24 protein-coding genes are annotated in these 24,842 nt (G+C 39.5%); 13 read left to right on the top strand and 11 right to left on the bottom strand.

The features are described 5' to 3' along the window. The first annotated feature begins 22 nt into the window (after positions 1-22). On the top strand, positions 23-2,404 hold the full coding sequence (locus KIH23_RS12385; RefSeq protein ID WP_213213815.1) for a M14 family zinc carboxypeptidase: 2,382 nt from the start codon (positions 23-25) through the stop codon (positions 2,402-2,404). Between the two features lie 15 nt (positions 2,405-2,419). Then, positions 2,420-3,184 carry a DUF3667 domain-containing protein gene (locus KIH23_RS12380; protein WP_213213814.1) on the top strand — a complete coding sequence of 255 codons (765 nt, stop codon included), beginning with the start codon at positions 2,420-2,422 and terminating at the stop codon, positions 3,182-3,184. A gap of 49 nt (positions 3,185-3,233) precedes the next feature. Here KIH23_RS12380 and KIH23_RS12375 read toward each other — a convergent pair whose 3' ends face one another. Both KIH23_RS12375 and KIH23_RS12370 read right to left on the bottom strand, forming a co-directional pair. Then, positions 3,234-3,821, bottom strand: coding sequence for a dual specificity protein phosphatase family protein (locus KIH23_RS12375; RefSeq protein WP_213213813.1), 588 nt, complete (start codon positions 3,819-3,821; stop codon positions 3,234-3,236). Position 3,822: 1 nt separating this feature from the next. After that, positions 3,823-5,766, bottom strand: coding sequence for an LTA synthase family protein (locus KIH23_RS12370; RefSeq protein ID WP_213213812.1), 1,944 nt, complete (start codon positions 5,764-5,766; stop codon positions 3,823-3,825). Between the two features lie 139 nt (positions 5,767-5,905). On the opposite strand from KIH23_RS12370, the gene KIH23_RS12365 reads away from it, so the two are divergent. After that, positions 5,906-7,687, top strand: a complete 1,782-nt coding sequence (locus KIH23_RS12365) for an AMP-dependent synthetase/ligase (RefSeq protein WP_213213811.1) — start codon at positions 5,906-5,908, stop codon at positions 7,685-7,687. 108 nt (positions 7,688-7,795) lie between these two features. Then, entirely contained in the window at positions 7,796-8,194 is a 399-nt protein-coding gene (locus tag KIH23_RS12360) for a hypothetical protein (protein ID WP_213213810.1), read from the top strand. A gap of 49 nt (positions 8,195-8,243) precedes the next feature. On the opposite strand, the gene KIH23_RS12355 is transcribed toward KIH23_RS12360, so the two are convergent. Together KIH23_RS12355 and KIH23_RS12350 are read right to left on the bottom strand one after the other, a co-directional pair. After that, positions 8,244-8,678: a response regulator gene (locus KIH23_RS12355; RefSeq protein ID WP_213213809.1), complete on the bottom strand. Its 435-nt coding sequence runs from the start codon at positions 8,676-8,678 to the stop codon at positions 8,244-8,246. A 3-nt stretch (positions 8,679-8,681) separates the two neighbouring features. Next, positions 8,682-9,782 (bottom strand): ATP-binding protein, encoded by a 1,101-nt coding sequence (locus KIH23_RS12350; RefSeq protein ID WP_213213808.1) that lies wholly within the window; start codon positions 9,780-9,782, stop codon positions 8,682-8,684. A gap of 289 nt (positions 9,783-10,071) precedes the next feature. On the opposite strand from KIH23_RS12350, the gene KIH23_RS12345 reads away from it, so the two are divergent. The 8 genes from KIH23_RS12345 (at position 10,072) to KIH23_RS12310 (ending at position 19,061) form a co-directional block, all read left to right on the top strand. Then, positions 10,072-10,515 (top strand): MarR family winged helix-turn-helix transcriptional regulator, encoded by a 444-nt coding sequence (locus KIH23_RS12345; protein ID WP_213213807.1) that lies wholly within the window; start codon positions 10,072-10,074, stop codon positions 10,513-10,515. Between the two features lies 1 nt (position 10,516). Then, entirely contained in the window at positions 10,517-12,907 is a 2,391-nt protein-coding gene (locus tag KIH23_RS12340) for a 3-hydroxyacyl-CoA dehydrogenase/enoyl-CoA hydratase family protein (RefSeq protein WP_213213806.1), read from the top strand. Positions 12,908-12,911: 4 nt separating this feature from the next. Next, entirely contained in the window at positions 12,912-14,093 is a 1,182-nt protein-coding gene (locus KIH23_RS12335) for an acetyl-CoA C-acyltransferase (RefSeq protein ID WP_213213805.1), read from the top strand. 104 nt (positions 14,094-14,197) lie between these two features. Then, positions 14,198-15,988, top strand: a complete 1,791-nt coding sequence (locus tag KIH23_RS12330; protein WP_213213804.1) for an acyl-CoA dehydrogenase family protein — start codon at positions 14,198-14,200, stop codon at positions 15,986-15,988. A 92-nt stretch (positions 15,989-16,080) separates the two neighbouring features. Then, on the top strand, positions 16,081-16,608 hold the full coding sequence (locus tag KIH23_RS12325) for a hypothetical protein (protein WP_213213803.1): 528 nt from the start codon (positions 16,081-16,083) through the stop codon (positions 16,606-16,608). A 70-nt stretch (positions 16,609-16,678) separates the two neighbouring features. Further along, on the top strand, positions 16,679-17,206 hold the full coding sequence (locus KIH23_RS12320) for a superoxide dismutase family protein (protein WP_213213802.1): 528 nt from the start codon (positions 16,679-16,681) through the stop codon (positions 17,204-17,206). Positions 17,207-17,212: 6 nt separating this feature from the next. Further along, positions 17,213-17,782 (top strand): YdeI/OmpD-associated family protein, encoded by a 570-nt coding sequence (locus tag KIH23_RS12315; protein WP_213213801.1) that lies wholly within the window; start codon positions 17,213-17,215, stop codon positions 17,780-17,782. 76 nt (positions 17,783-17,858) lie between these two features. Beyond that, positions 17,859-19,061 carry an LETM1-related biofilm-associated protein gene (locus tag KIH23_RS12310; RefSeq protein WP_213213843.1) on the top strand — a complete coding sequence of 401 codons (1,203 nt, stop codon included), beginning with the start codon at positions 17,859-17,861 and terminating at the stop codon, positions 19,059-19,061. Between the two features lie 30 nt (positions 19,062-19,091). Here KIH23_RS12310 and can read toward each other — a convergent pair whose 3' ends face one another. The 4 genes from can to KIH23_RS12290 form a co-directional block, all read right to left on the bottom strand. Further along, positions 19,092-19,727, bottom strand: coding sequence for a carbonate dehydratase (can, locus tag KIH23_RS12305; RefSeq protein WP_213213800.1), 636 nt, complete (start codon positions 19,725-19,727; stop codon positions 19,092-19,094). Between the two features lie 70 nt (positions 19,728-19,797). Continuing rightward, complete coding sequence (locus KIH23_RS12300; protein WP_213213799.1) at positions 19,798-20,478, bottom strand: carbonic anhydrase family protein; 681 nt, start codon at positions 20,476-20,478, stop codon at positions 19,798-19,800. A 12-nt stretch (positions 20,479-20,490) separates the two neighbouring features. Continuing rightward, positions 20,491-22,098, bottom strand: a complete 1,608-nt coding sequence (locus KIH23_RS12295) for a SulP family inorganic anion transporter (RefSeq protein WP_213213798.1) — start codon at positions 22,096-22,098, stop codon at positions 20,491-20,493. A 62-nt stretch (positions 22,099-22,160) separates the two neighbouring features. After that, positions 22,161-22,442, bottom strand: a complete 282-nt coding sequence (locus KIH23_RS12290; RefSeq protein WP_213213797.1) for a hypothetical protein — start codon at positions 22,440-22,442, stop codon at positions 22,161-22,163. Between the two features lie 152 nt (positions 22,443-22,594). Between KIH23_RS12290 and KIH23_RS12285 the strand changes: the two genes are divergently transcribed. Next, positions 22,595-23,536, top strand: coding sequence for a hydrogen peroxide-inducible genes activator (locus KIH23_RS12285; RefSeq protein ID WP_213213796.1), 942 nt, complete (start codon positions 22,595-22,597; stop codon positions 23,534-23,536). A 33-nt stretch (positions 23,537-23,569) separates the two neighbouring features. Here KIH23_RS12285 and KIH23_RS13775 read toward each other — a convergent pair whose 3' ends face one another. From KIH23_RS13775 to mnmD, 3 genes are all read right to left on the bottom strand, one after another. Next, on the bottom strand, positions 23,570-23,764 hold the full coding sequence (locus KIH23_RS13775) for a hypothetical protein (protein WP_249684915.1): 195 nt from the start codon (positions 23,762-23,764) through the stop codon (positions 23,570-23,572). Positions 23,765-23,901: 137 nt separating this feature from the next. Continuing rightward, the gene (locus KIH23_RS12280; protein WP_213213795.1) at positions 23,902-24,099 is read right to left on the bottom strand and encodes a hypothetical protein; all 198 of its coding nucleotides are present in this window, start codon (positions 24,097-24,099) and stop codon (positions 23,902-23,904) included. A gap of 81 nt (positions 24,100-24,180) precedes the next feature. Then, positions 24,181-24,840: a tRNA (5-methylaminomethyl-2-thiouridine)(34)-methyltransferase MnmD gene (gene mnmD / locus KIH23_RS12275; RefSeq protein ID WP_213213794.1), complete on the bottom strand. Its 660-nt coding sequence runs from the start codon at positions 24,838-24,840 to the stop codon at positions 24,181-24,183. Between the last annotated feature and the right edge of the window lie 2 nt (positions 24,841-24,842).

Genomic DNA, 24,842 nt, shown 5'->3' with positions numbered 1-24,842 from the left:
TATTTTTGAGCAAAAATCGTTCATGAAAAAGCTTTTAATACTCTTGTTGTTGAGTCAATTGTGTGTGTTGGCACAAAACAGTACGCCTAAATATCACCGTGCGAAAATCATTTATGAAACAGCTGAAAATCTCAAAAAACTACAACAAGCTGGCATTGCAACTGATCATGGCCAACACAAAAAAGGCTATTCTTTGACGTGTGATTTCTCGGAAGCTGAAATTCAAAAAGCCAGAAATCTAGGACTCAAAGTTGAAATTGAGATTGAAAACGTTCAGCAATATTACGTTGATCAAAACAAAAAAAAAGCGCAGCAAAGAAGCATCCTCAACACCGGATTCGATTGCGTAGCGCAAAACATTGAATACACCACACCCGCCAATTTTAATTTGGGCAGTATGGGCGGCTATCTGACCTATGCGCAGATGTTGCAGGAACTCGACGACATGCGCACCCAATATCCGGAGCTGATTACGAGCAGAGAAAACGTAGGCAGTTTTACAACTTCTGAAGGCCGCTCGCTGCAATGGGTTAAAATCACCAAAGATGTTGCGGTGCCCAATGCGCGTCCGCAGGTTTTGTATACAGCCGTTCATCATGCGCGCGAACCGATTTCATTGTCAGAAACCATTTTTTATATGTGGTATTTGCTCGAGAATTACGCCAGCAATGATGAAGTCAAAGATATAGTAGACAACACTGAATTGTACTTTATTCCGGTGGTGAACCCTGATGGTTATGTGTATAACGAAACGACCAATCCGAGCGGTGGCGGAATGTGGCGCAAAAACAGACGCAACTTTAACGACGGAACTTTTGGCGTGGACAACAACCGCAACTACGATTATTGGATAGGCGGCGATGAAAACCAAAGTGTTTGGAATACCAATGGTGTTTCTGCCGATGCCACCGGAGAAACCTATCCCGGAACAACGCCTTTTTCGGAACCTGAAACCCAAGCTATGCAGTATTTTGTAGATAACCATCATTTTAAATTCGCGCTCAATGCTCATACTTACTCAGATTTGTTACTTTATCCTTTTGGATATGATTTGAATGTTCCTAGTCCGGATGATGCTTACTTTGGGAAGATATCTTCATTGATGGTTTCAAACAATAATTTGGTAAATCAAATAGCTTCGGAATTATATGCTGCTTCCGGAAGTTCTGATGATTTTATGTACGGACAAACCATAAACCACGACAAGATTTTTGCTTTTACGCCTGAAATCGGTTTGTCGTTTTGGCCCGCTACCACCGAGATTATTCCACTTTGCCAAAAAATGATGTTTACCAATTTAATGACAGCCAAACTCGTTCGCGAATATGGTTCTCTGTCTGATTTAACGCCTCAATTCGTGGGTGATCAAGCTGTATTTCAGGCACAATTTGAATTGTCTAAATTAGGATTGGGCGGCAGCGGAAACTTTAGCATCAGCATCAATCCTATATCGTCAAACATCACTTCGGTCGGACCGGCATTTTCAGTTTCAGGACTTTCCGTGAATCAGAGCGCAAACGGTCAAATTGCTGTGGCGCTGGCCAACGGAACAACGAGTAACGATGATATTGTTTATGAATATGTAATGGACAACGGCCAAAGCATCGAACGCAAACAAGTCGTCAAAAAGTTCGGACAATTGCAAAACACACTCACCGATACAGCCTCTGCCCTAGCTCCGACTTGGACCAACAACAATTGGGGCTTATCAACCACAACCTTTGTATCGCCGTCTTCATCGATTACAGATTCGCCAAACGGAAGCTACAGCAACAGTCAAAACAAAAGAATCACACTGACCAATCCGATCAATTTGGCCGATATAACCAATGCAACGGTTTCATTCGCTGCCAAATGGGAACTTGAAAACGGCTATGATTTTGTGGCTTTTGAAGTATCTACAGACAATGGTTTGACTTGGACCGAACAATGCGGAAAATATACCCAAACCATCACACCCAATACGGTTGAAGGAACCATTCCTGCCTATAGCGGAAAGCAAGCTGATTGGGTGACTGAAGAAATTAGTTTGAGTGATTATGCCGGACAATCGATTAAAGTGCGCTTTCGATTATCAACCGATGTGGGCACGAATTTAGACGGTTTTTACTTTGATGATTTTAAAGTGAATTTGTTGCAAAACTCAGTGTTGTTGGCTACTGAACAAAACATGATTTCGCCATTTAGAATTTATCCGAATCCGGCGCAGGAAGTTTTAAACGTTCAAACTTCAAGAGACGATTATGACATTCGGGTTTTTAACTTGCTCGGACAATTGATGTTTTCTAGCCAACACAATGATGGTTTACAAAGCATCGATTTGAAATCATTGAATACCGGTATGTATTTTATTGAACTCAAAGCCACGGATTTTACCGAAACACAAAAATTCTACAAGCGATAAACCCAGATTTTATATATGGAAAAAGCCATTTGTTTGAATTGTAACCAGCCAACCGAAAAGCATTTTTGTGCTCATTGCGGGCAAAAAACCGATACACACCGCATTACGCTGAAGCATTTTTTGCTACACGATCTCTTGCACGGCATTTGGCATTTAGAAAGGGGAATTCTTTTTACCATCAAAGAAACTTTTATGCGCCCGGGGCAAGCGGCATTAGATTATATCAGCGGTAAACGCATACGGTATTACAATGTTTTTTATCTGGCCTTACTGATGATTGGTTTGAATTTATTGCTATCACATTTTTATGAAAGTATTCATCCGATTGAAGAAGACACCCGCAACAATACACCGCAAATAACCCAATTCTTTAAAGATAACCTCAAAATAATTTTGTTGAGTATTGTGCCTATTTTGGGGTGTATTGCCTATTTGATTTTCAAACGTTTAAAACTCAATATAGCCGAGCATTTGATCATTGGTGGCATAGCTTTACTGGGCATCTTAATGATTAGTTTGGTCTTTTCATTGGTGAATTTCATTGAGACCTTTGATGTTCCCAATTTATTCGGTTACTTAGAAATTACAGTGTTTTTTATCATGCTTCTATTTCCGGCTTGGGTATATTACAACGCTGCCGGAAAGCTATATTCTAAAGCAGGTTTTATCTGGAGAATCATTGTTTTTTACATTCTAATCCTAATTATTCTGATGACCTTTTTAGGCATTATCGTTTCAGTATTGAGCCACGGCAAAAACGAACTGTACATTGACCTATAAAAAAAGGCTCGGAACATCCGAACCTAATTTGTACCGTTGCACTCTCAAATTATTTTGCTGGTTGCAATTGCTTGCGGCTTTTGTAGGCTTTTAAGTATTCGCCTTTCGGAGTTCCATCGTCAAACGAGCTGAATTTAATAATAGATCGAACCCCTTGACGCGCTTGTTCGTTGGTGAATCCTTCATATTCTATTCGATATATAGCCGAGTACATTTCGGCGCGACCAACTCCGTGATAACAGTGAATCAGCACCGGATAATTATCGGGATTATCCATGATTTTAAAAAAAGTATCCAAATTCTTTTGGTTGGGCACTTGGTCTGAACCGTTGTTGAAATAATTTACCCCGGGAATTTTGGCCACGGCTTCTTTTTCGGCGGTGAGTTCTTCGGGAATTTCAGGATTGTTAACCAAATCAGCCGTTCCGGGAAATCGCAAATCAACAATAGATTTGATGTGGTATTTCTGCACATAATCTTTGATTTCATCGGGCGGAATCACGCCTGATTTGTAGACTTTTCCTTCGGTGATGGTTTCAAAATTGTGGTTGATGTTCATGTCATAAACGTATTTTCCGATGCCGATAAGCACCACGCCAAACACAATTCCGAGGATAATTTTAGTTGATTTTTTCATCTTATTTTTTGTTAAGCGGATCGAGCTTTTGCCCCACCACGCGATCCATATAATCTTGTATAAAAGCTTTGCATTGCAACTCTAAATCATTCATTTGCGCATTGCGTTGACCGATGAGATTGTGTTGTAAAGCCTTGTCATTTTTATCATAAAACCCGATGGATTTCTTTCCGTCAAAAATACAGATATAATCGCCCTTAGAAAACTGATATAAACTTCCGGTTGAATTGATCACAAAAGGTTCTTGGGTTTTCTTGTCGAGCAAACTCCTACCCCAACTTCTAAACGGTTTCGGATAGCCAATCATATCTAAAATGGTCGGATAAATATCAATTTGTTGCGCCAAGTCTTCATCAACGCCCACATACGGGCTGTCGGGTTTAAAAATCATAATCGGAATGGCAAATCGCTCAATCGGACGGCGGTATTCTTTATAAAAAGTCGTGTTTCCGTGATCGGCCACCATCACAAAAATGGTGTTTTTGTACCACGGTGATTTCTTCGCTTCTTGAAAAAAACGCTTGAGCGAATAATCGGTATACTCGATGCATTTGTGAATCGGCACATCGCCTTCTTTGAATTTGTCTTTGTATTTTTCAGGAACGATGTACGGCTCATGCGATGAAACCGTAAACACCGACGAGAAAAACGGTTGCTTTTGCTGATCTAGTTTTTGTTTCATGAATTGCAAAAACGGCTCATCCCAAATCCCCCAAAATCCATCAAACTGACTGTCATCATTAAACTCGGTTCGTCCGTAATATTGGTCAATACCCAGGATGTTTGAAAAGCCCAAAAAACCCATCGAACCATTGGCCGCTCCGTGAAAAAAAGAACTGTTGTAACCAATTCCTTCTAAAGTGGATACAATGGATTCAATTTTTTGCTTCGGATAAGGCGAGGATGTAAACGCATCTTTAAACGAAGGAATGCCTGACAAAACCGACGACATGCCGTGAATAGACTGACGGCCATTGGTATAGGCATTGGTGTAAATCATACTGTGGTTGGCCAAAGAATCTAAAAACGGCGTATGCGATTTAAAATCTTTGATGTTCAATTTTTTGTTAAAAGCGCCGTAGTATTCACGCCCATTGCTCTCAAGGATAAAAATCACCACATTGGGTTTGGTAAACGGATGGTTGCGGTATTGCTTGATGGGCATAACTTTTTCGAGAATTACCTGTTGATTTACTCCCGGATAATTGGTCTTGGCAAAGCTGTTGCTAAACATTGTTCGAATGAGTGCAAAAGGTGTATTGAGCACAATGTCAGAATGTACAATGTTTTTGACGTGACGACTGGCATCGAGCAAATTGATGGGTCGAGTTGATTTTTTAAAATCGCCTCCGCGGATTCCACCCACAATGAGTGCCGCAATAAGCAAGAAACCAAGGGTTGAAAATCCGTAGTAATGCAGATTTTTTGAAGTGTACGGTTTGAAGTCAACTCGGATGCGTTTGTAAGCCCATATCCACAAGCCGGCAAAGACAAAAAACAACACAAAAACATACCAAAAATCAACCATAAAACTCAAGAACAACTTGGTCATATTGTTCTCGTGTTCAATAACGTTCATCACGGCCGCAGTGGTGCGCGCATAAGTATATTTGTAGTAAATTAAATCAATAAAATTGGTGGCATACGCCAAAAGGTTGGTGGCAAAATACAGGTAGAACAAAAACTTCTGATAACCCACAGTAGTCGCTTTTTTGATGGGAATAATCGAAAAAACAATAAACAGCATATTGACATACAAAATGGCTGTGGTGTCAAAAGGAATACCGTAATAGCACAAACGCAAAAACTCTGAAACTGAAGGAACTTTAAGCAATCCTGCGTTGAATACATAAAACAAAACCCGAGCGAAAAAGTAAAACAAATACGCTAGTAAAATTCTGTATAACAATACTTTGTATTCAGAAAGACGCCAATGTTTGAGCATAAAAAAAGCGATTAGAATATAAATCTGCCGCAAAGATAAAAACAGTCGTGCTCGATTGGATGCAATTGGCTAGAAAATAACAAAAAATTGTAGCGTAATTATTTATTCTTTAATTTGCAATGCCTAACAACCACCCAAAATGACCCATATTACTCGATTATTTGATTTTCCTTATCATCAGCTATCCAAAAACAACATGCCCAATGCATTGGTGACCAAATACAACGGTCAATGGATAGCCACTTCAACGCAAGAATACATCGACAAAGCCAATGCGATTTCAAGGGCTTTGTTGCGTTTAGGCGTTCAGGTGGATGATAAAATTGCGGTGATTAGCTCAAACAACCGTACCGAGTGGAACATCATGGATATTGGCGTGTTGCAATTGGGCGCGCAAAACGTTCCGATTTATCCGACCATTTCTGAAGAAGATTATCAGTACATTTTTAATCATTCTGAGTCAAGATTTTGCTTTGTATCAGACGCAGAAGTTTTGCGAAAAGTCAACCTGATTCGTGCGCAAGTACCATCGTTGGTTGAAGTATATTCATTTGATGAAATTGAAGGTTGTAAAAACTGGAAAGAATTACTCGAATTGGGCCAAGACGCTTCAAACCAAACTGAAGTTGAAGCTAGAAAAGATCAAGTTAAAACCACTGATTTAGCAACGATTATTTATACTTCGGGCACCACCGGGCAGCCCAAAGGCGTGATGCTTTCACACCAAAACATCGTCTCAAATGTCATTGACAGCTCACCGCGCATTCCGTTTGAAGAAGGCTCGAGTGTAGCATTGAGTTTCTTGCCGATTTGCCACATTTTTGAGCGGATGATTTTGTATATCTATCAGTATTATTCGGTATCCATTTACTTTGCCGAATCTATTGACAAACTTTCTGACAATATCAAAGAAGTCAAACCAACCGTGTTTTCAGTAGTTCCAAGGTTGCTTGAAAAAGTCTACGATAAAATTTATGCTAAAGGTGCCGAGCTCACCGGAATCAAAAGAAAATTATTCTTCTGGGCCATTGAACTCGGACTCAAATACGAACCTTACGGAGCCAACGGATTTTGGTATGAATTTCAGCTCAAAATTGCACGCAAACTCATTTTCAGCAAATGGAAAGAAGGTTTGGGCGGCAACCTCAACGTGATGGTTTCCGGAAGCGCAGCCCTGCAACACAGGCTCATTCGCGTATTTGCGGCGGCAGGTTTACCTGTGATGGAAGGCTACGGACTTACCGAAACTTCACCGGTTATTTCGGTCAATTGTGAAAGAAACAAAGGCTTCAAAATTGGTTCCGTTGGAATTCCGATCAACAATGTTGAAGTTAAAATTGCACAAGACGGAGAGATTCTATGCAAAGGCCCGAACGTGATGATGGGCTATTATAAAGATCCTGAAAAAACAGCCGAAACCATTCAAAATGGATATTTTCATACCGGCGATATCGGCGAATTTGACGCTCAAGGTTTCTTGCGTATTACCGATCGCAAAAAAGAAATGTTCAAAACATCCGGCGGAAAATACATCGCACCACAACTGATTGAAAATGCCATGAAACAATCGCGCTTTATTGAGCAAATTATGGTGATTGGCGAAGGTGAGAAAATGCCGGCAGCGTTTATTCAGCCTAATTTTGAGTTTGTTAAGGAATGGGCAAAAATTCATCATATTGAACTCAGAAGTTCTAATCAGGAAATCATCTCCAACGCAAAAGTAATTGCTCGTATTGCTGAAGAAGTGGAAACACTCAATGAAAAATTCGGCAGTTGGGAAAAAATCAAACGCTTTGAACTCACACCTGATGTTTGGTCCATTGACGGTGGCCATCTTACGCCCACTTTAAAACTCAAACGCAAAGTGGTGATGGAAAAATACAAATCACTTTATCAACAAATCTACGGATCCAATCAGTAAAACAAGTCATATTAGTTTGTTCATAATTGTTTATAATTGCTCAACAACTGTTAAATTTTCTACTTAAAGAGAATTAACTTTAAGTAAACCAATTAAAACCAAACTGTTATGAATGTAAAGAACTTTATTTTAGCCGGAATAATCGGCGGTATTGCTGACTTTTTATTGGGCTGGCTGTTCTACGGAATCTTATTTCGCGATTATTTTGGCGGAGGCGATCCCAACTTAAGCTTCATTTTTGCCGGATGTATGAGCTTCGGATTTTTGATGTCCTACATCTATAATGCACTCACAACACTCAATGCATTGGCGGGTGGAGCAAAAGTCGGAGCAGGAATTGGCGTGTTTACCGGCCTGATGGAAAACTTCTTTCGCTCATCAATGGAAGCAAACCCGAACTTTCAGATGATGGCTATGGATGTAGCTATTTGCATCCTAATGGGCGCCGGAGTGGGCGCTGCAGTAGCCTTAACCATTGGGGCGCTCAGTAAAAAGCAGGCAGTATAAACTAAAAAAAAATCCCTCAACTTAAATGAGGGATTTTTTGTTTTCAATCTTACATTGAATGATCAAAATTTTCTTCAATAATTTGAATTAAATGATCTTGTGCTAATGGTTTAGGAATAAAAGATTTGATATTTTCATTCCCTTCGCTTCGTTTGCGATCATCCGGATTCATACTGGTTGTGAGCATCACTACAATCATTTTGGCTTTTTGATTGTTCGGAATGTTTTCATAATGTTCTAAAAAATCCCAACCGCTCATGCCGGGCATATTGATGTCTAACAAAATCATTCCGGGTTGTGGCGGACTACTTACGTGGCTGAATTCACCAGAACAGCTTAAAAAATCCAATGCTTTTTGTGCGCTGTTACATATTTGAATATGTGATTTAATACCGGCTTTGCGGATGGTGATTTCGTTGATAAAATTAGTTGCGCTGTCATCGTCAACCAATAATATACAGTCTAATTTTGGTTTTGTACTCATGGTTTATTCTGCTTTAATTTTTTGGGTATCTACACTAAAATAAAAGGTGCTTCCTTTTCCTTCTTCTGATTCAACCCAAATATCACCTTTGTGTAATTGGGCAATTTTGTGGCAATGCGCCAAACCAATTCCGGTTCCTTCATAGGTTTCACGCGAGTGAAGTCGTTGAAAAATAACGAAGATTTTTTCATGAAAAGCTTTGGGAATACCAATTCCGTTGTCTTGTACCGAGAAAGTCCACACCCCTTTTTTTTCGTTTCCGGAAATATGGATGATGGGCTTTTGTCCAGCAGCTCTAAACTTGATGGCATTGGTAATCAAATTGGTAAACATTTGACGAATTTCAATTTCAAATGCCGAGATAACCGGTAAATTATCAATGGTGATCTCAGCTTGTGCATCTTCAATAAGAATCTTCAAATCAATTTGAACATCTTTAATGAGTTTGTTCACATCAACATCAACCCATTGACTTTCTTTGCCAATACGCGAGTAATCTAACAATCCGTGAATTAGTGAACGCATGCGTTGTGTCGCTTCGTTGATGTAATCCAAAACTTGAATTGTATTTTCATCGAGTGTATCAATGAATTTTGCTCTTAACAATTCATGCAAACAAGTAATTGTTCGCAGTGGTTCTTGTAAATCATGCGATGCGATATACGCAAATTGTTCTAACTCACGATTTTTCTTCTCAAGTTCTTTTGAGTGCTCAATGAGTTCATTTTCGGCATTTTTCCGTTCAGTCAAATCACGGGTAACCTTACTAAAGCCAGTAATTGCTCCTTGATCATCGTGGATGGCGGTGATCGTAATACTGCCCCAGAAAAAACTCCCGTCTTTTTTCTTTCTCCAGCCTTCGTCTCTGGCTGTACCATGATTTTTAGCAATTTGAAGTAATTCTTCAGGTTTGCCTTCGGCTTTATCATTTTCTGTATAAAAATTCTTAAAGCTTTTACCTACAATTTCATCAGCGGTGTAGCCCTTTATTCGTTGTGCACCGATGTTCCAATTCATTACGTTACCTTCCGAATCGAGCATGATGATTGCATAATCGGAGACTTCGTAAATCATCTTAAAAAAGAGATTTTCTTCTTGATTCATTGTTTGATTGGGTTTGGTTATTAAAATAATTCGCCCAATTTTTTTCCGAGCCAAATATATCAAATGAGCTTCCCCAGCATTAACTTTTGTTCAACAATGCTCATAAGTCAAGCGGTTATCAACAACTTTTTTATAAAAAGTAAGAAAATAACGAAACAATGAAGTACTCAGTCTTTGATGACTCGAAAACTACAAAACGTTAAAATTACTATGCACGCATATTTTTTTTTAATATTTAGTATGCATGCATAATATTTATTTATATCTTTGAAACGCTAGATTTCATTCTATGAAAGACAAAACTATAGATTATGCTTTAAGAGCCACTTGGCAAGCAGTATCTCGTATGTACAATGAAGAAGCTGCTAAGTATGATGCAACCATTGCAACAGGATTTGCATTATTGAGTTTAGATAAAGAAGCCGGAACGCCATCAACAACCTTGGGACCAAAAATGGGAATGGAAGCAACAAGCCTCACCAGAACCTTAAAATCAATGGAAGAAAAAGGGTTGATTTATCGTCAAAAAAATCCTGATGACGGACGTGGTGTTTTGATTTTTCTTACAGATTTTGGTAAAGAAAAAAGAGAGCTTTCAAAAAACACGGTACTCAAATTTAATGAAACCATCAAAGCTCAGATTTCAGAAGAAAAACTCCAACACTTTATGGAGGTTACTGAAATCATCAATGAATTGATTCAAGAGAAAAAAATATTTAACAACAACGAATAATATGAAACGCACCATCAAAAAAGTGGCCGTAGTTGGTTCTGGAATTATGGGATCAGGTATCGCTTGTCATTTTGCCAACATCGGTTTGGAAGTTTTATTATTGGATATTGTGCCCAATGCTCTAACTCCTGTTGAAGAAAAGAAAGGCCTGACTTTAGAGAGCAAAGTTGTGCGCAACCGAATTGTCAATGAACATTTGGCCAACGCACTAAAATCTAATCCATCACCTATTTACAGCCAGAAGTTTGCTTCACGAATTACTACGGGAAACACTACAGATGATATGCCTAAAATTGCCAAGTATGATTGGATCATAGAAGTGGTTGTAGAACGATTAGACATCAAAAAAATAGTCTTTGAACAAATTGACCAATACCGCAAGTCCGGAACCTTGGTGACCTCAAACACCTCCGGAATTCCCATTCAGTTTATGAGCGAAGGCCGCAGTGAAGACTTTCAAAAACACTTCTGCGGAACCCATTTTTTCAATCCGGCGCGCTATTTAAAATTATTTGAAATCATTCCCGGGCCCAAAACAGACCCAACAGTCATAGACTTTTTATTTGATTACGGTTCAAAATTCTTAGGTAAAACTTCGGTCGTGGCCAAAGATACGCCGGCGTTTATCGGGAACCGCATTGGTATTTTCGGTATCATGAGCTTGTTTCATCAAGTTAAAGAAATGGGATTAACCATTGAAGAAGTCGATAAACTCACAGGTCCGGTAATTGGCCGACCTAAATCAGCGACGTTCAGAACCGTTGATGTGGTTGGATTAGACACACTCGTGCATGTGGCCAACGGTCTATATGAAAACTGCCCGAACGATGAAGCGCACGATTTGTTCCAGCTTCCGGAATTCATCCAAAAAATGATGAATAATCAGTGGCTGGGCAGCAAAACCAAACAAGGTTTTTACAAAAAAGTAGATAAAGATATCCTGTCGTTAGATTTGAATACGATGGAATATCGCCCCAACAAAAAAGCCTCATTTGCCACTTTAGAACTCACCAAAACCATTGACAAACCTATTGATCGTTTTAAAGTTTTGGTCAAAGGAAAAGACAAAGCCGGTGAATTCTACCGCAAAAATTTTGCAGCAATGTTTACTTATGTCTCTAACCGAATTCCTGAAATTTCAGACGAATTATACAAAATTGACGATGCCATGAAAGCAGGCTTCGGATGGGAAAACGGACCATTTGAAATCTGGGATGCCATTGGTGTTGAAAAAGCCATCGACCTCATGAAAAACGAAGGCTACGCTCCTGCTTCATGGGTTACAGACATGATTTCCAGTGGAATCACATCATTTTACAGCGTCAAAAATGGCGCAACCTATTTTTATGATATTGCTTCAAAATCTTATACCAAAAAACCGGGACAAGACAGCTTTATTATTTTAGACAACATTCGCGAAACCCAAAAAGTTTGGGGCAACAGCGATTGCAGCTTGTTCCATTTGGGCGATGGTATTTTAAACTTAGAATTCCATTCAAAAATGAATACCATCGGCGGCGGCGTACTCACCGGAATCAACAAAGCCATCGACCTAGCCGAAAAAGAATACCACGGTTTGGTCATCGGCAATCAAGGCGCCAACTTCTCGGTCGGAGCCAACATCGGTATGATTTTCATGATGGCCGTTGAACAAGAATACGATGAGCTCAACATGGCCATCAGAATGTTCCAAAACACAATGATGCGTTGTCGTTATTCATCTATTCCGGTTGTAGTGGCACCACACGGAATGACTTTAGGCGGCGGATGCGAAATGACGATGCATGCCGATCGCGTTGTGGCTGCAGCAGAAACCTACATTGGTTTGGTTGAATTTGGTGTCGGCGTGATTCCGGGCGGCGGCGGCTCTAAAGAAATGACGGTTCGCGCTGCTGATTTATTCCGCAAAAACGATGTAGAACTCAATGTGCTTCAAGAATACTTTTTAACCATCGGCATGGCCAAAGTAGCAACCTCAGCCTACGAAGCCTTTGATTTGGGTATTCTTCAAAAAGGAAAAGACATTGTGGTAGTCAACCGCGATCGACAAATTGCTACTGCCAAGCAAATCGCTTTGCAAATGGCTGAACAAGGTTATACACAACCCGTTGAACGCAAAGACATCAAAGTATTAGGCAAACAAGCGTTGGGTATGTTCTTAGTAGGAACCGATCAAATGGTTGCCGGGCAATACATCTCTGAGCACGACCGCAAAATTGCCAACAAACTGGCTTATGTGATGGCCGGCGGAGACTTATCAGAACCTACTTTGGTTTCAGAACAATACTTGTTGGATATTGAACGTGAGGCTTTCTTGAGTTTGTGCACCGAACGCAAAACCTTAGAGCGCATTCAATTTATGTTGACCAAAGGAAAACCACTAAGAAACTAAAATTATGAAAACAGCCTATATAGTTAAAGGATACCGCACCGCAGTAGGTAAAGCGCCCAAAGGTTTATTCAGATTCAAACGTCCGGATGAATTGGCCGCTGAAACCATTGAATATATGATGCAGCAATTGCCCGAATTTGATCGATCACGTATTGATGATGTGATGGTCGGAAATGCCATGCCCGAGGCCGAACAAGGATTAAACATGGGTCGTTTAATTTCTTTAATGGGATTAAAAGTAACCGATGTTCCGGGGGTAACAGTCAATCGATATTGCGCTTCGGGAGTTGAAACCATCAGTATGGCCGTGGCTAAAATTCAAAGCGGTATGGCCGATTGCATTATTGCCGGTGGCGCCGAAAGCATGAGTTATATCCCGATGGGCGGATACAAACCCACTCCTGATTACCAAGTAGCCGCTTCAGGCCATGAAGATTATTACTGGGGCATGGGGCTCACCGCTGAAGCTGTTGCCAAACAATTCAACGTATCGCGTGAAGACCAAGATGCGTTTGCGTTTGCCTCGCATCAAAAAGCCATCAAAGCGCAACAAGGTGGTCGTTTTACCAACCAAATTGTTCCCATAACCGTTGAACATACCTTCATCAACGAAGCAGGAAAAAAAGAAACCAAAAATTACACAGTTGCCCAAGACGAAGGCCCGCGTGCCGATACTAATTTAGAAGCATTGGCCAAACTGCGTCCGGTTTTTGCCGCTGACGGAAGTGTTACCGCAGGAAATGCCTCGCAAATGAGTGACGGCGCTGCTTTTGTGATGATTATGAGCGAAGCCATGGTCAAAGAACTCAACTTGCAACCCATCGCGCGCATGGTGAGTTATGCCGCTGCCGGTGTTGAGCCGCGCATTATGGGCATCGGCCCGGTCAAAGCCATTCCGAAAGCCTTGCAACAAGCCGGTTTACAATTAAAAGATATTGACTTGATTGAACTCAACGAAGCCTTTGCCTCACAATCGTTGGCCGTGATTCGTGAACTAGACATCAACCCTGAAATCGTAAATGTCAACGGAGGCGCCATTGCCTTAGGACATCCGCTGGGTTGCACCGGAGCTAAATTATCGGTTCAACTTTTTGATGAAATGAAACAACGTGGCAGCAAATATGGAATCGTTTCGATGTGCGTTGGCACCGGACAAGGAGCAGCGGGCATTTATGAATTATTATAAATTTTGAATGTTAAATGATGAATGAAAAACATTCAAAAAATGAAACATCTGATTTTCAAACTAAAAATTTAGCATTTAGAATGCAACATTTAAAATAGATTAATATGGAAGATATAACACGTGGCGGACAATTTTTGGTTAAAGAAACCAAATGCGAAAACATCTTCACGCCAGAAGATTTTTCAGAAGAACAAATCATGATGCGCGATTCGGTCAAAGAATTTGTCGACAAAGAAATCTGGCCCAACAAAAGCAAATTTGAAAGCAAAGATTTTTCGTTTACCGAAGAGTGCATGAAAAAAGCAGCAGAAATGGGCTTTCTGAGTGTGGCCGTGCCCGAAGCTTATGGTGGAATGGGTATGGGCTTTGTGGATACTTGCTTGGTTTGCGACTACATTTCGGGTGCCACCGGATCATTCTCAACGGCGTTTGGCGCACACACCGGAATCGGAACCATGCCCATTACCTTATACGGAACCGAAGAACAAAAACAAAAATATGTGCCTAAATTGGCTTCAGGCGAATGGTTTGGCGCCTATTGTTTGACCGAGCCGGGTGCTGGTTCAGATGCCAATTCCGGAAAAACCAAAGCCGTACTTTCTGATGACGGAACGCATTATAAAATCACCGGTCAAAAAATGTGGATTTCCAATGCCGGATTTTGTTCGCTATTTATTGTTTTTGCGCGCATTGAAGACGATAAAAACATCACCGGATTTATTGTAGAAAACGATGCTACTAATGGAATCACCTTGGGCGAAGAAGAACACAAATTAGGCATTCGCGCCTCGTCTACCCGACAAGTGTTTTTTAACGAAACCAAAGTGCCGGTTCATAACATGCTGGCCGGTCGTGGTGAAGGTTTTAAAATAGCCATGAATGCTTTGAATGTTGGCCGAATCAAATTGGCCGCGGCTTGTTTAGATGCCCAACGCAGAGTCACGACCAACGCGATTCATTATGCCAACGAACGCATGCAATTCAATACGCCGATTTCGAGTTTCGGGGCCATACGCTACAAATTGGCTGAAATGGCCACTTCGGCTTATGCCGGAGAAAGCGCTACTTATCGCGCAGCCAAAGACATTGAAACCCGCATCAAATTGCGCGAAGCTGAAGGCGCTTCACATCAAGAAGCCGAACTCAAAGGCGTTGAAGAATTTGCTATTGAGTGTTCAATTTTAAAAGTAGCGGTTTCTGAAGATGTTCAAAATTGTGCCGACGAAGGAATTCAAATCTACGGAGGCATGGGCTTTTCTGAAGACACCCCAATGGAAAGCGCTTGGAGAGACGCTCGTATTGCTCGAATTTACGAAGGAACCAACGAAATCAACCGTATGCTATCTGTAGGCATGTTGGTTAAAAAAGCCATGAAAGGCCACGTTGATTTATTGGGCCCGGCAATGAAAGTTCAAGAAGAATTGATGGGTATTCCGTCGTTTGACATTCCGGATTATTCTGAGTTGTTTTCAGAAGAAAAAGAAATGATTGGCAAACTCAAAAAAGCGTTTTTAATGGTAGCCGGTGCAGCGGCACAAAAATACGGCCCTGAGCTCGACTCACATCAGCAATTATTGACCGCTGCCGCTGATATGCTCATTGAAATTTACATGGCTGAGAGTACGATTCTTCGCACCGAAAAAATGGCCAAAAAACAAGGTGAACAAGCCGTCAAAGAACAAATCGCCATGGCCAAATTGTATTTATACAAAGCCGTGGACATTGTTACCCAAAAAGGAAAAGAAAGTGTGATTTCATTTGCTGAAGGTGACGAACAACGCATAATGCTCATGGGCTTGCGCCGATTTACCAAATATACCAACATGCCTAATATTGTTGGTTTACGCGAGACTATTACTGCAAAATTAGTGGCAGAAAATCAATATTGTTTTTAGTTTAATTTTAGTTAATTAATTTGTTGGTAAGCCGGATTCATTCCGGCTTTTTTATTGGTGAAAATCTATTATTTTCGACAAAAATTATCACCATGAAAATATTAGGAATCGGATCAAGAATTGAACACCCCGAATACGGAAAAGGCGTAATTACCAATGTTTCATCCAAAGAATATTGGGTTACTTTTATTGAAAACGGATTAGAAACGATAGAAATTGACAGCGAGTTTCAAGTGATTGACGCCGCCGAAAACGATGTTGACACCGTAAGTTTTTACGATGTAGAACAAAGCCTTTTATCAATCTTAAAAAAATGGAATGGCCTCGGAGAGCCTGTAGCCATTGACGATAAATGGAAAGGCGGGAAAATGATTCTTGAGCCCGGAAAAGCCGGATTGGCTTCAAAAGAAGTTCCGGTGGATACGTTTTTTCACAAAATTGTCATGCTGCGCGATCGTCTGCGGGTAATGGAACAAAAAATCAATGCCAGCAATCTTGAAGAAATTGAAAAGGTTGAATTACAGCAATACATCACGCGCATCTACGGAAGTTTGACCACTTTTAATGTGTTGTTCAAATCGCCGAATGATGTTTTTGTAGGCGAAAAATCGTCTAAATAACCCAGCGTTAAAAATAGATTTCAAATGAGTTTAATGCGTACATTTAAACGAAAAATCAACACAGAAAATCATGAAAAAAATAGGCTTATCCGCAGTTGTTTTGTTGGCGATGATTATCGGATGTAAATCGGGCAGTTCGTCAGCAAACAGCCAAAAACTAACCCTTACGTTTGAATCTAAAAGCAAAAGCTCAGTCACTGGAACGGCTACTTTTATTGAAAAAAAAGGAGAGGTAACTTTTACAGCCAACTTGTCTGGATTAAAACCGGGTGCGCACGCCATTCACATCCATGAAAAATCAGATTGTTCAGCAGCAGATGCGTCTTCGGCAGGCGGACATTGGAATCCGACCTTTAAAAAACACGGAAAATGGGGCGTGGGCGAATACCACAAAGGCGACATTGGCAATTTTACGGCTGATGCCAACGGCAACGGAAGCATCACGCTTAAAACCAATGAATGGTGTATAGGTTGTGGCGATCCAACCAAAGACATTTTGGGCAAAGGTTTGATTGTACACGAAGGCAGCGACGATTTTACTTCGCAACCCACCGGAAATGCGGGCGCTCGCTTAGCTTGCTCGGCTATTATCAAATAAAACATTTTGAGCGAAAAACCACTACTCTATTTTGAAAATGCCCAACAATGGCGTGATTGGTTGCATGAACATCATGCGGCATACAGCGGTGTTGAACTAATTTTTTACAAAGTAGAGAGTGAAATGCCCAGTATGCGTTGGGAAGAAGCCGTTCAGGTAGCCATTTGCTACGGTTGGATTGATTCAACGGTGCGCAAACTGGATGATCAAAGACGCAAACAAGTTTTTACACCGCGCAAACCCAAAAGCGTTTGGAGCAAAGTCAACAAAAACTATATTGAGCAGTTACTCAAAGACGGGCTCATGCATGCGAGCGGTTTAAAAGCGATAGAAATCGCCAAACAAAACGGTTCATGGCAAAGCTTGGATCATGTTGAAGATTTAAAAGTACCCGATGATTTACAAACGGCTTTTGATCAAAATCCATTGGCGGCCAATTATTATCACAACTTGAGCAAAACCTATCGCAAAAGTTATTTGTATTGGCTTAACCAGGCCAAACGCAAAGAAACCCGAAAGATTCGCATTGATGAAATTGTTCGTTTGTGTGTACAAAACATCAAAACGCGCGGATGATTCTTGACGTTAAATTAAAGCTGTGCACACATGAACTCGGCAAAATAAATTAGCTTTGTGCTGAAATTATTAAATGATGATTAACCCATCGGTACACGGCTGGATTGACAAGTTTTTTATTGAGTTCAAAGCGGCTCATAGCCAACCTGTGCCTGATACAGAAGCTTTTTATTTAAACATTCGAAAAACCGGATTTATCTACGGACATATTGTTTCATTTGGTTCAGATATTCAAGTAGACACTTCGGGTTGGCTTAGTGATGAAATTTCAAAACTCGCGCTGTTGCATGGCTTATTTGAGACCTATCGATTGCATACCATGACAGCCAAAGCCGATGATTTTGTAAAACAAACGGTTTTATTTTACAATCAGATGAATGCTTCAAATTTTAATCTGATTAAAAAAGTTTTCCCTACCTCTCCTACCGCTGCTGCCCTTGAAGATTTGATTGATGAGCGCGTTCAGACCAACGACAACATCATCAGCAAAAACTTTTCACATATTGTAACCAATGCACTGCTGTTTGTAGATTTACTGGCTTTTCAGCATTATTTAATTGAAGGAAAAATTCCGGAAAAATACCTTCATAAAATCGAAGATACCATCGTAAGTATTGTGACATTTTCATTGCGCACCAAAACCAACAAATCGGCACACGATGATTTACTCATCAAACTCTTTGAAGCCTCAGTGCGCTATACCAAATTTTCAAAAGTGAACATTCAGAATCTTGAGGCGCTTGAACTTGATTACTACCAAAACACGCTCGAGAAGTATTACCTGATTGACATGGCCGGATTGGCGCTTTGGAGCGATGGACAAATTGAAAATGAAGAAGCGTATTTCTTGCACACGCTGGCTTCACTAATGAAGGTCCCGGATGATTTTGTTACCCAAAGTATTGGTGAAACCGATGCCTTTATTTCAAAATACAAAAGTGAAATTGCTTACTTTAATTATTCAAATCCGGTTAAGCATTTTTATGATCAGACGACGCAATTGGTGGTCACGCTCATCAAACGCAACCAAAAACGCTTGTCAAAAGAAATCTCGCAAAGCAAAGAACTCATGGTGCTTTTGGCGCATTCTACAAAGCGTGATTTAAATAAAGACGAAAAAAAGAAAATCAAAAAACAGTTGCTGGATATTTGCAAATCGGTGCCGTCATTGACTATTTTCTTAATACCCGGCGGGAGTTTGTTGTTGCCGATTTTGATCAAGTTTATTCCGCAGCTATTACCTTCATCTTTTAATGAAAATCTAGAAGATAACGAATAAAAAAACCGCTCTTTCAAGCGGCTTGCTGTTTTAGAATTTAAGCTGATAAACCAAATCTAAATCTTTCTCTGAACTGATGTTCACGTTTAAATCAGTCACATAACCTGAGTTTAATCCGTAAACCCAACCATGCAACGTTACATTTTGACCCTTTTTCCAAGCTTCTTGTACGATGGATGTTTTGGCTAAATCATACACTTGCTCTTTAACGTTGAGCTCAACAAAGGCGTTGAATCGATCTTCTTCATTAATAATCGAATCAAGGTATGTATGATGCAATCGATACACATCTTTAATATGGCGAATCCAATTGTCAATAAGACCAATTGATTGGTTGCCCATCGCTGCTTTGATACCGCCACAACCATAATGTCCGCAGACAATTACATGTTTTACTTTGAGTACACTCACGGCATAATCGAGTACGCTGAGCATGTTCATATCTGAATGTACCACCATATTGGCGATGTTGCGGTGTACGAACACTTCGCCGGGCTTAGCTCCAATAATTTCATTGGCCGGAACGCGGCTGTCAGAACATCCAATCCACAAAAGTGGCGGCGTTTGCCCTTGGGCTAAATGCTCGAAGTAATTCGGATCAAGAGCCAATGATTGCTCTACCCATTGTTTGTTGTTGTCTAGTATCTTTTTATAAAAATCACTCATAGTAGTAATGTTGCGCAGAACTTTTCAAATATAGTCAAAAATGCTCTGAGCTGTTGGTAATAATGGGTTGTTATTGCAAATTTTCAAGTGAAAAATTGGGGTTCAATTCATCTTTAATAAAAGTAACATCGTCATAAAACATTACTTCGCCGGTTTCAATATTGTGCATGGCGCCAACAATTCCGATTTGTCCGTTTTGCAACATTTGCTCGAGTACATTGCTGCGCTCAATGATGTTTTTAACACTGCGCTTGACGTTGATTTGTGCTACGTTTTCTACAAAAACAGAATTCGAAGCATTTCTGTCAGAGGTTGTATTGGTTTCTTGATAAACTGCTGGTTGAATCTTTGACAACAACTCGGTTAAATTGCCCATTTCAACATGATCACAGGCGCCTTTAACGGCTCCGCATTTGCTGTGCCCTAAAACGACAATGAGTTTTGATCCTGCTACTTTACAGGCAAATTCCATACTACCCAAAATATCGGTATTGACAATGTTTCCGGCAATGCGCACCGAAAAAACATCGCCCAAACCTTGATCAAAAATAAGTTCGGCTGATGTTCGGCTGTCAATACAACTCAAAATGGTGGCAAAAGGCCATTGACCATCGCGCGTTTCGTTGACTTGTTCGAGCAAATCGCGGTGTGCTTTTAGGTTATTGATGAATCTGTTGTTGCCTTCTCTTAAAATTTCAAGAGCTTTTCTCGGAGTAATTGATGCTTGTAACTCTTTATTAAGTGTTTTCATTTTTGAATTTTTTTATAGTTTGTTTGGATTTTTTTCTACAAAAACGTGTTTTTCTTCGTCTCCGGTATTGGTCAAATCATACGCTTTTTTAAATCCGACTAACTTGACTTTTATATTGTATTCTTTAGCTCTGTTTTTCTTGAATTCTTTGATTAAATCAAGTACATCGTGGGCAATATAGACAGTATCTTCTGCATTGATGACCACACGTGCATTTTCTGGCAAATCATTAAGTGTAGACTTGATGGCGGCTTTGTTCAAAAACGAAACTTCTTGTGCCAGATCAATATGAATAATATCGCCGTCAGCATAGGCTTCTTTTCTGAAACTATATGCTCTTTTTAAGTTGCCTTTTAACACGAAAATGATGCTTATAACAAGCCCCAAAGCAACACCTTTGAGTAAATCAGTCAATACAACAGCCAGCAGGGTAGCAATAAATGGAACAAACTGATATTTTCCGCGATCCCAAAAATGTTTGAAAGTTTCTGGTTTAGCAAGTTTATAACCCACCATCAAAAGAATTGAAGCCAAAGTTGCCAGCGGAATTTTGTTAAGCAATGTTGGGATTGCAAGAACACAAAGTAGCAACAAAACACCATGAATAATGGCCGACATCTTTGTTTTGGCTCCGGCGTTGTTGTTGGCAGAAGTTCTTACCACAACAGAAGTCATAGGCAATCCGCCCAACAATGAACTTGCGATATTTCCGATGCCTTGAGCTTTGAGTTCGACATTCGTGTCAGTATATCGCTTTTGGGCATCCATCCTATCGGCAGCCTCAATGCACAACAAGGTTTCAATAGAGGCTACTACCGCAATGGTAAGACCTACTGTCCAGACTTTTACGTTAGTTATTGAAGAAAAATCGGGAAACAGAAAAATATTTTGAAATTCATCTATTGATTGTGGCACCGGTAAACTCACCAAATGTTGTTTTTGTATCATTAACGAGCTACCGCTTATCGTAAACCATTCATTCAAAATAACGCCCAATAAAACAGCTACTAAAGCTCCTGGGATTGCTTTGATTTTTTTGAGTGCAGGTAGTTTATCCCACGAAATTAATATGGTTAAAGAAATCACTGAAATAAGAATCGAACCCAACTGAACATAGTTAAGTAATCCAAATAACGAAGAAAAAGTATTACTCCCATCAGCCTGCAAAAATGCTTCATCACCTTCAAAATCGGCATCATAACCAACAGCATGAGGTAATTGTTTTAGAATGATGATGATTCCGATTCCGGCAAGCATTCCTTCAATCACGTTAGTTGGAATGTAATTGGACAGTGTTCCTGCTTTTAAAAAACCCAATAAAAGTTGGATTAATCCTGCGATGAAAACGGCGGTCAAAAAAATATTGAAAGCGCCTAAATCGGTCACAGCGGTAAGTACAATAGCGGTAAGTCCGGCAGCTGGACCTGTAACGCTTAAGTGCGATGTACTAAAATAACCCACCACTATTCCGCCAACAATTCCAGCTATAATTCCTGAAAACAATGGTGCTCCAGAGGCCATAGCAATACCCAAACACAGTGGCAAGGCCACTAAAAACACCACCAAACCTGCTGCAAAATCAGACTTGAGATGTGCTAAAAGATTGATTTTTTTAGTCATAATCCCTTTAAATATTTAATATAAATTTTATTTCTGCAAGAGAAATTTTGTACAACAGTATATTAAATAAATTCAGGAGGAGGGATAAAAATTGTTGAAGGTGACTTATAGAGCTTAGCACATTGAGGCGAAGTAATAATCTTTGAAATACGCGCAGGAAAGTTGAACAAAACAATAGTTAAATCAACGTTTAAATCGGCCTTGATATCTTTATCAGCTTGCTCTTCTTCTGACATACTGTAAAAATATGAAGTGTCTGTTTTCTTTTCAATCAGGCATACAATAGTAGGCATTGCAAGAAAAGCAACAAACAAAATCAGAAAAAGTTGAACAATCCATTTCACAAAGCAAAAATACTAGTTGAAACTAGTTAGCCTAATCATGATTTTAACTTTATAGAAAAATTAACAATAAATGGATTAATTTAAATTCATATTCTTTTGGATATAGATTAAACCAATCGTTTTTATCTTTGCATCACATTAGACTATTTTTTATGACCATTACCCAACTTCAATATGTTTTGGCAGTAGCCGAATACCGAAATTTTACATTGGCCGCCGAAAAGTGTTTTGTTACCCAACCAACGCTGAGTATGCAAATTCAAAAAGTGGAGGAAGAACTCAATATTATCATTTTTGATCGTAGTAAAAAACCCATTCAACTTACAGAAATAGGCCAAAAAATAGTTAGTCAAGCCAAGAATATTGTCAACGAAGCCAACAGAATGCAAGATATAGTTGAACAAGAAAAAGGCTTTATTGGCGGCGAGTTTAGATTGGGAATTATTCCCACTATCATGCCAACTTTACTACCAATGTTCCTTAATGCTTTCATCAAAAAATACCCAAAAGTCAAGTTAATTATTGAAGAACTCAATACAGGTGAAATCATTGATAAACTCAAAAACGGGCATTTAGATGCAGCCATCGCAGCAACACCGCTGATGGAAGAAAAAATCAAAGAAGTAGTTTTGTATTTTGAACCTTTTATGGCTTATGTTCCAACTTCACATCAACATTATCAAAAAACAGAACTTGAAGTAGCTGATTTAAATTTGGATGAAATTCTTTTGCTTCAGGATGGACATTGTTTTAGAGACGGAATTTTGAATTTGTGTAAAAATATCAACCGCAATGAACACAATCATTTTCAAATAGAAAGCGGGAGTTTTGAAACCCTCATCAAACTTGCCGATGAAGGTTTAGGGATTACCTTACTGCCTTACCTTCACACCATGGATATCAACGAAAAAGACCGAAGTAAACTCAAACACTTTATCGAGCCCAAACCGGCCCGTGAAGTCAGTTTGATTTACCCGAAAACCGAGTTGAAAATTCAAATTATTGATGCGTTGCGCGCAACCATTGCTGGAGTTGTTAAAGGCGCAATTGTATTTCAGAATGTAGAAATCATCAGTCCGGTAACAAAAAAATAGGGAGCCTTTCAGCTCCCTCTTAAGTATGAATAATCAATTGACGATACTTATATACTGCCTCAGTTCAGGCTTTTCGGTAGTGTAATTTTGCAACCATTTCCTCAATTGCTCTAATTCATAAGGCAATAAGTTTTTTAAAGCTTTTCGTAATTCTTTACAAAAAAGCACTGGGTCGAAGCTCACTCGCTCGAGCACCGATTTCGTGTAGTCGTAAATCATTCTAGGCATAATGGTAAGATTTAGGGGTTCTCTTGTTGTAAATGTAAATCAAAAGGATTTTAATTACAAAATTTTTATACGTTTAAATACGTTAAAAATCGACGAAATACACTTTTTTAAAAATAAAAAAAGTAAAATCTTACAAATTATTTATTTACATAAATCAAACATTGCCTGAGTTCAGGCTTTTCAGAAGTGTATTGAAGCAACCATTCAGTAAGTTGCTCAATTTCATACGGAAGTAAAATTCTAATGGCTTTTTCTAATTCTTTACAGAATAGTGAAGGATCAAAGCTTACGTGTTCAAGAACATTCTTAGTAAAGGTAAACATGTCTCTTTTCATAACCTATAATTTGATTTGAAAATAAAAATACTCTCAAAAAAGATGAGCTTTATCTAAAGAAACGTTAATTGGCAAAAAAAATTATACCTGTTTAAGCGCTCTAAACATCTCACGTTTACCAGGCGGTCCAGGCAATTTTGAGACTATAAAGCCTGCTGACATCATATTCTTTTTTATGATACACCGAGCAGCATAGGTGACCAAAATACCTCCGGGCTTAAGTGCCCTGAACATAATTTTAAAAATATTTTCAGACCAAAGCTCAGGTTGCACTCTGTAACCAAAAGCATCAAAATATATTAAATCAAAAGCTGAATCATCGCTTATATCAACAAAATACTGAAGACGCTTGGTGAATGCAAAACAAGTTGAAACCTGATGCTTATTCTCCCAAGAAAGTTCATGTAATTGATCAAAAAAACGATTGTCTACTCCTAGTGCTTTTGCATAGTTCATCGATTGAATCTCTGAAGTTGAAATCGGATAAGCCTCAACGCCAACATAATCAACGTACAAATCATATTTTGGTGCTTCAACTAAAGTAGTAAGGGCATTGAGTCCGGTGCCGAAACCTATTTCTAATATTTTAATCGGCTGATTTTTAAACAGAGCTAATCCGTTTTGGATAAAAACATGTCGGGCTTCTTGTATTGCTCCGTGTTTTGAATGATAGTTTTCATCCCAATCCGGTAAATGAATCGTTGTCGAACCATCAGCTGTTGTATGAATCTCTCGACGCATTA

Origin of the sequence: Flavobacterium sp. CYK-55 (assembly GCF_018413465.1) — a bacterium.
Taxonomy (GTDB): domain Bacteria; phylum Bacteroidota; class Bacteroidia; order Flavobacteriales; family Flavobacteriaceae; genus Flavobacterium.
The sequence above is the reverse complement of the archived record's forward strand: the minus strand, read 5'-3'. Positions and strand labels throughout refer to the sequence as shown.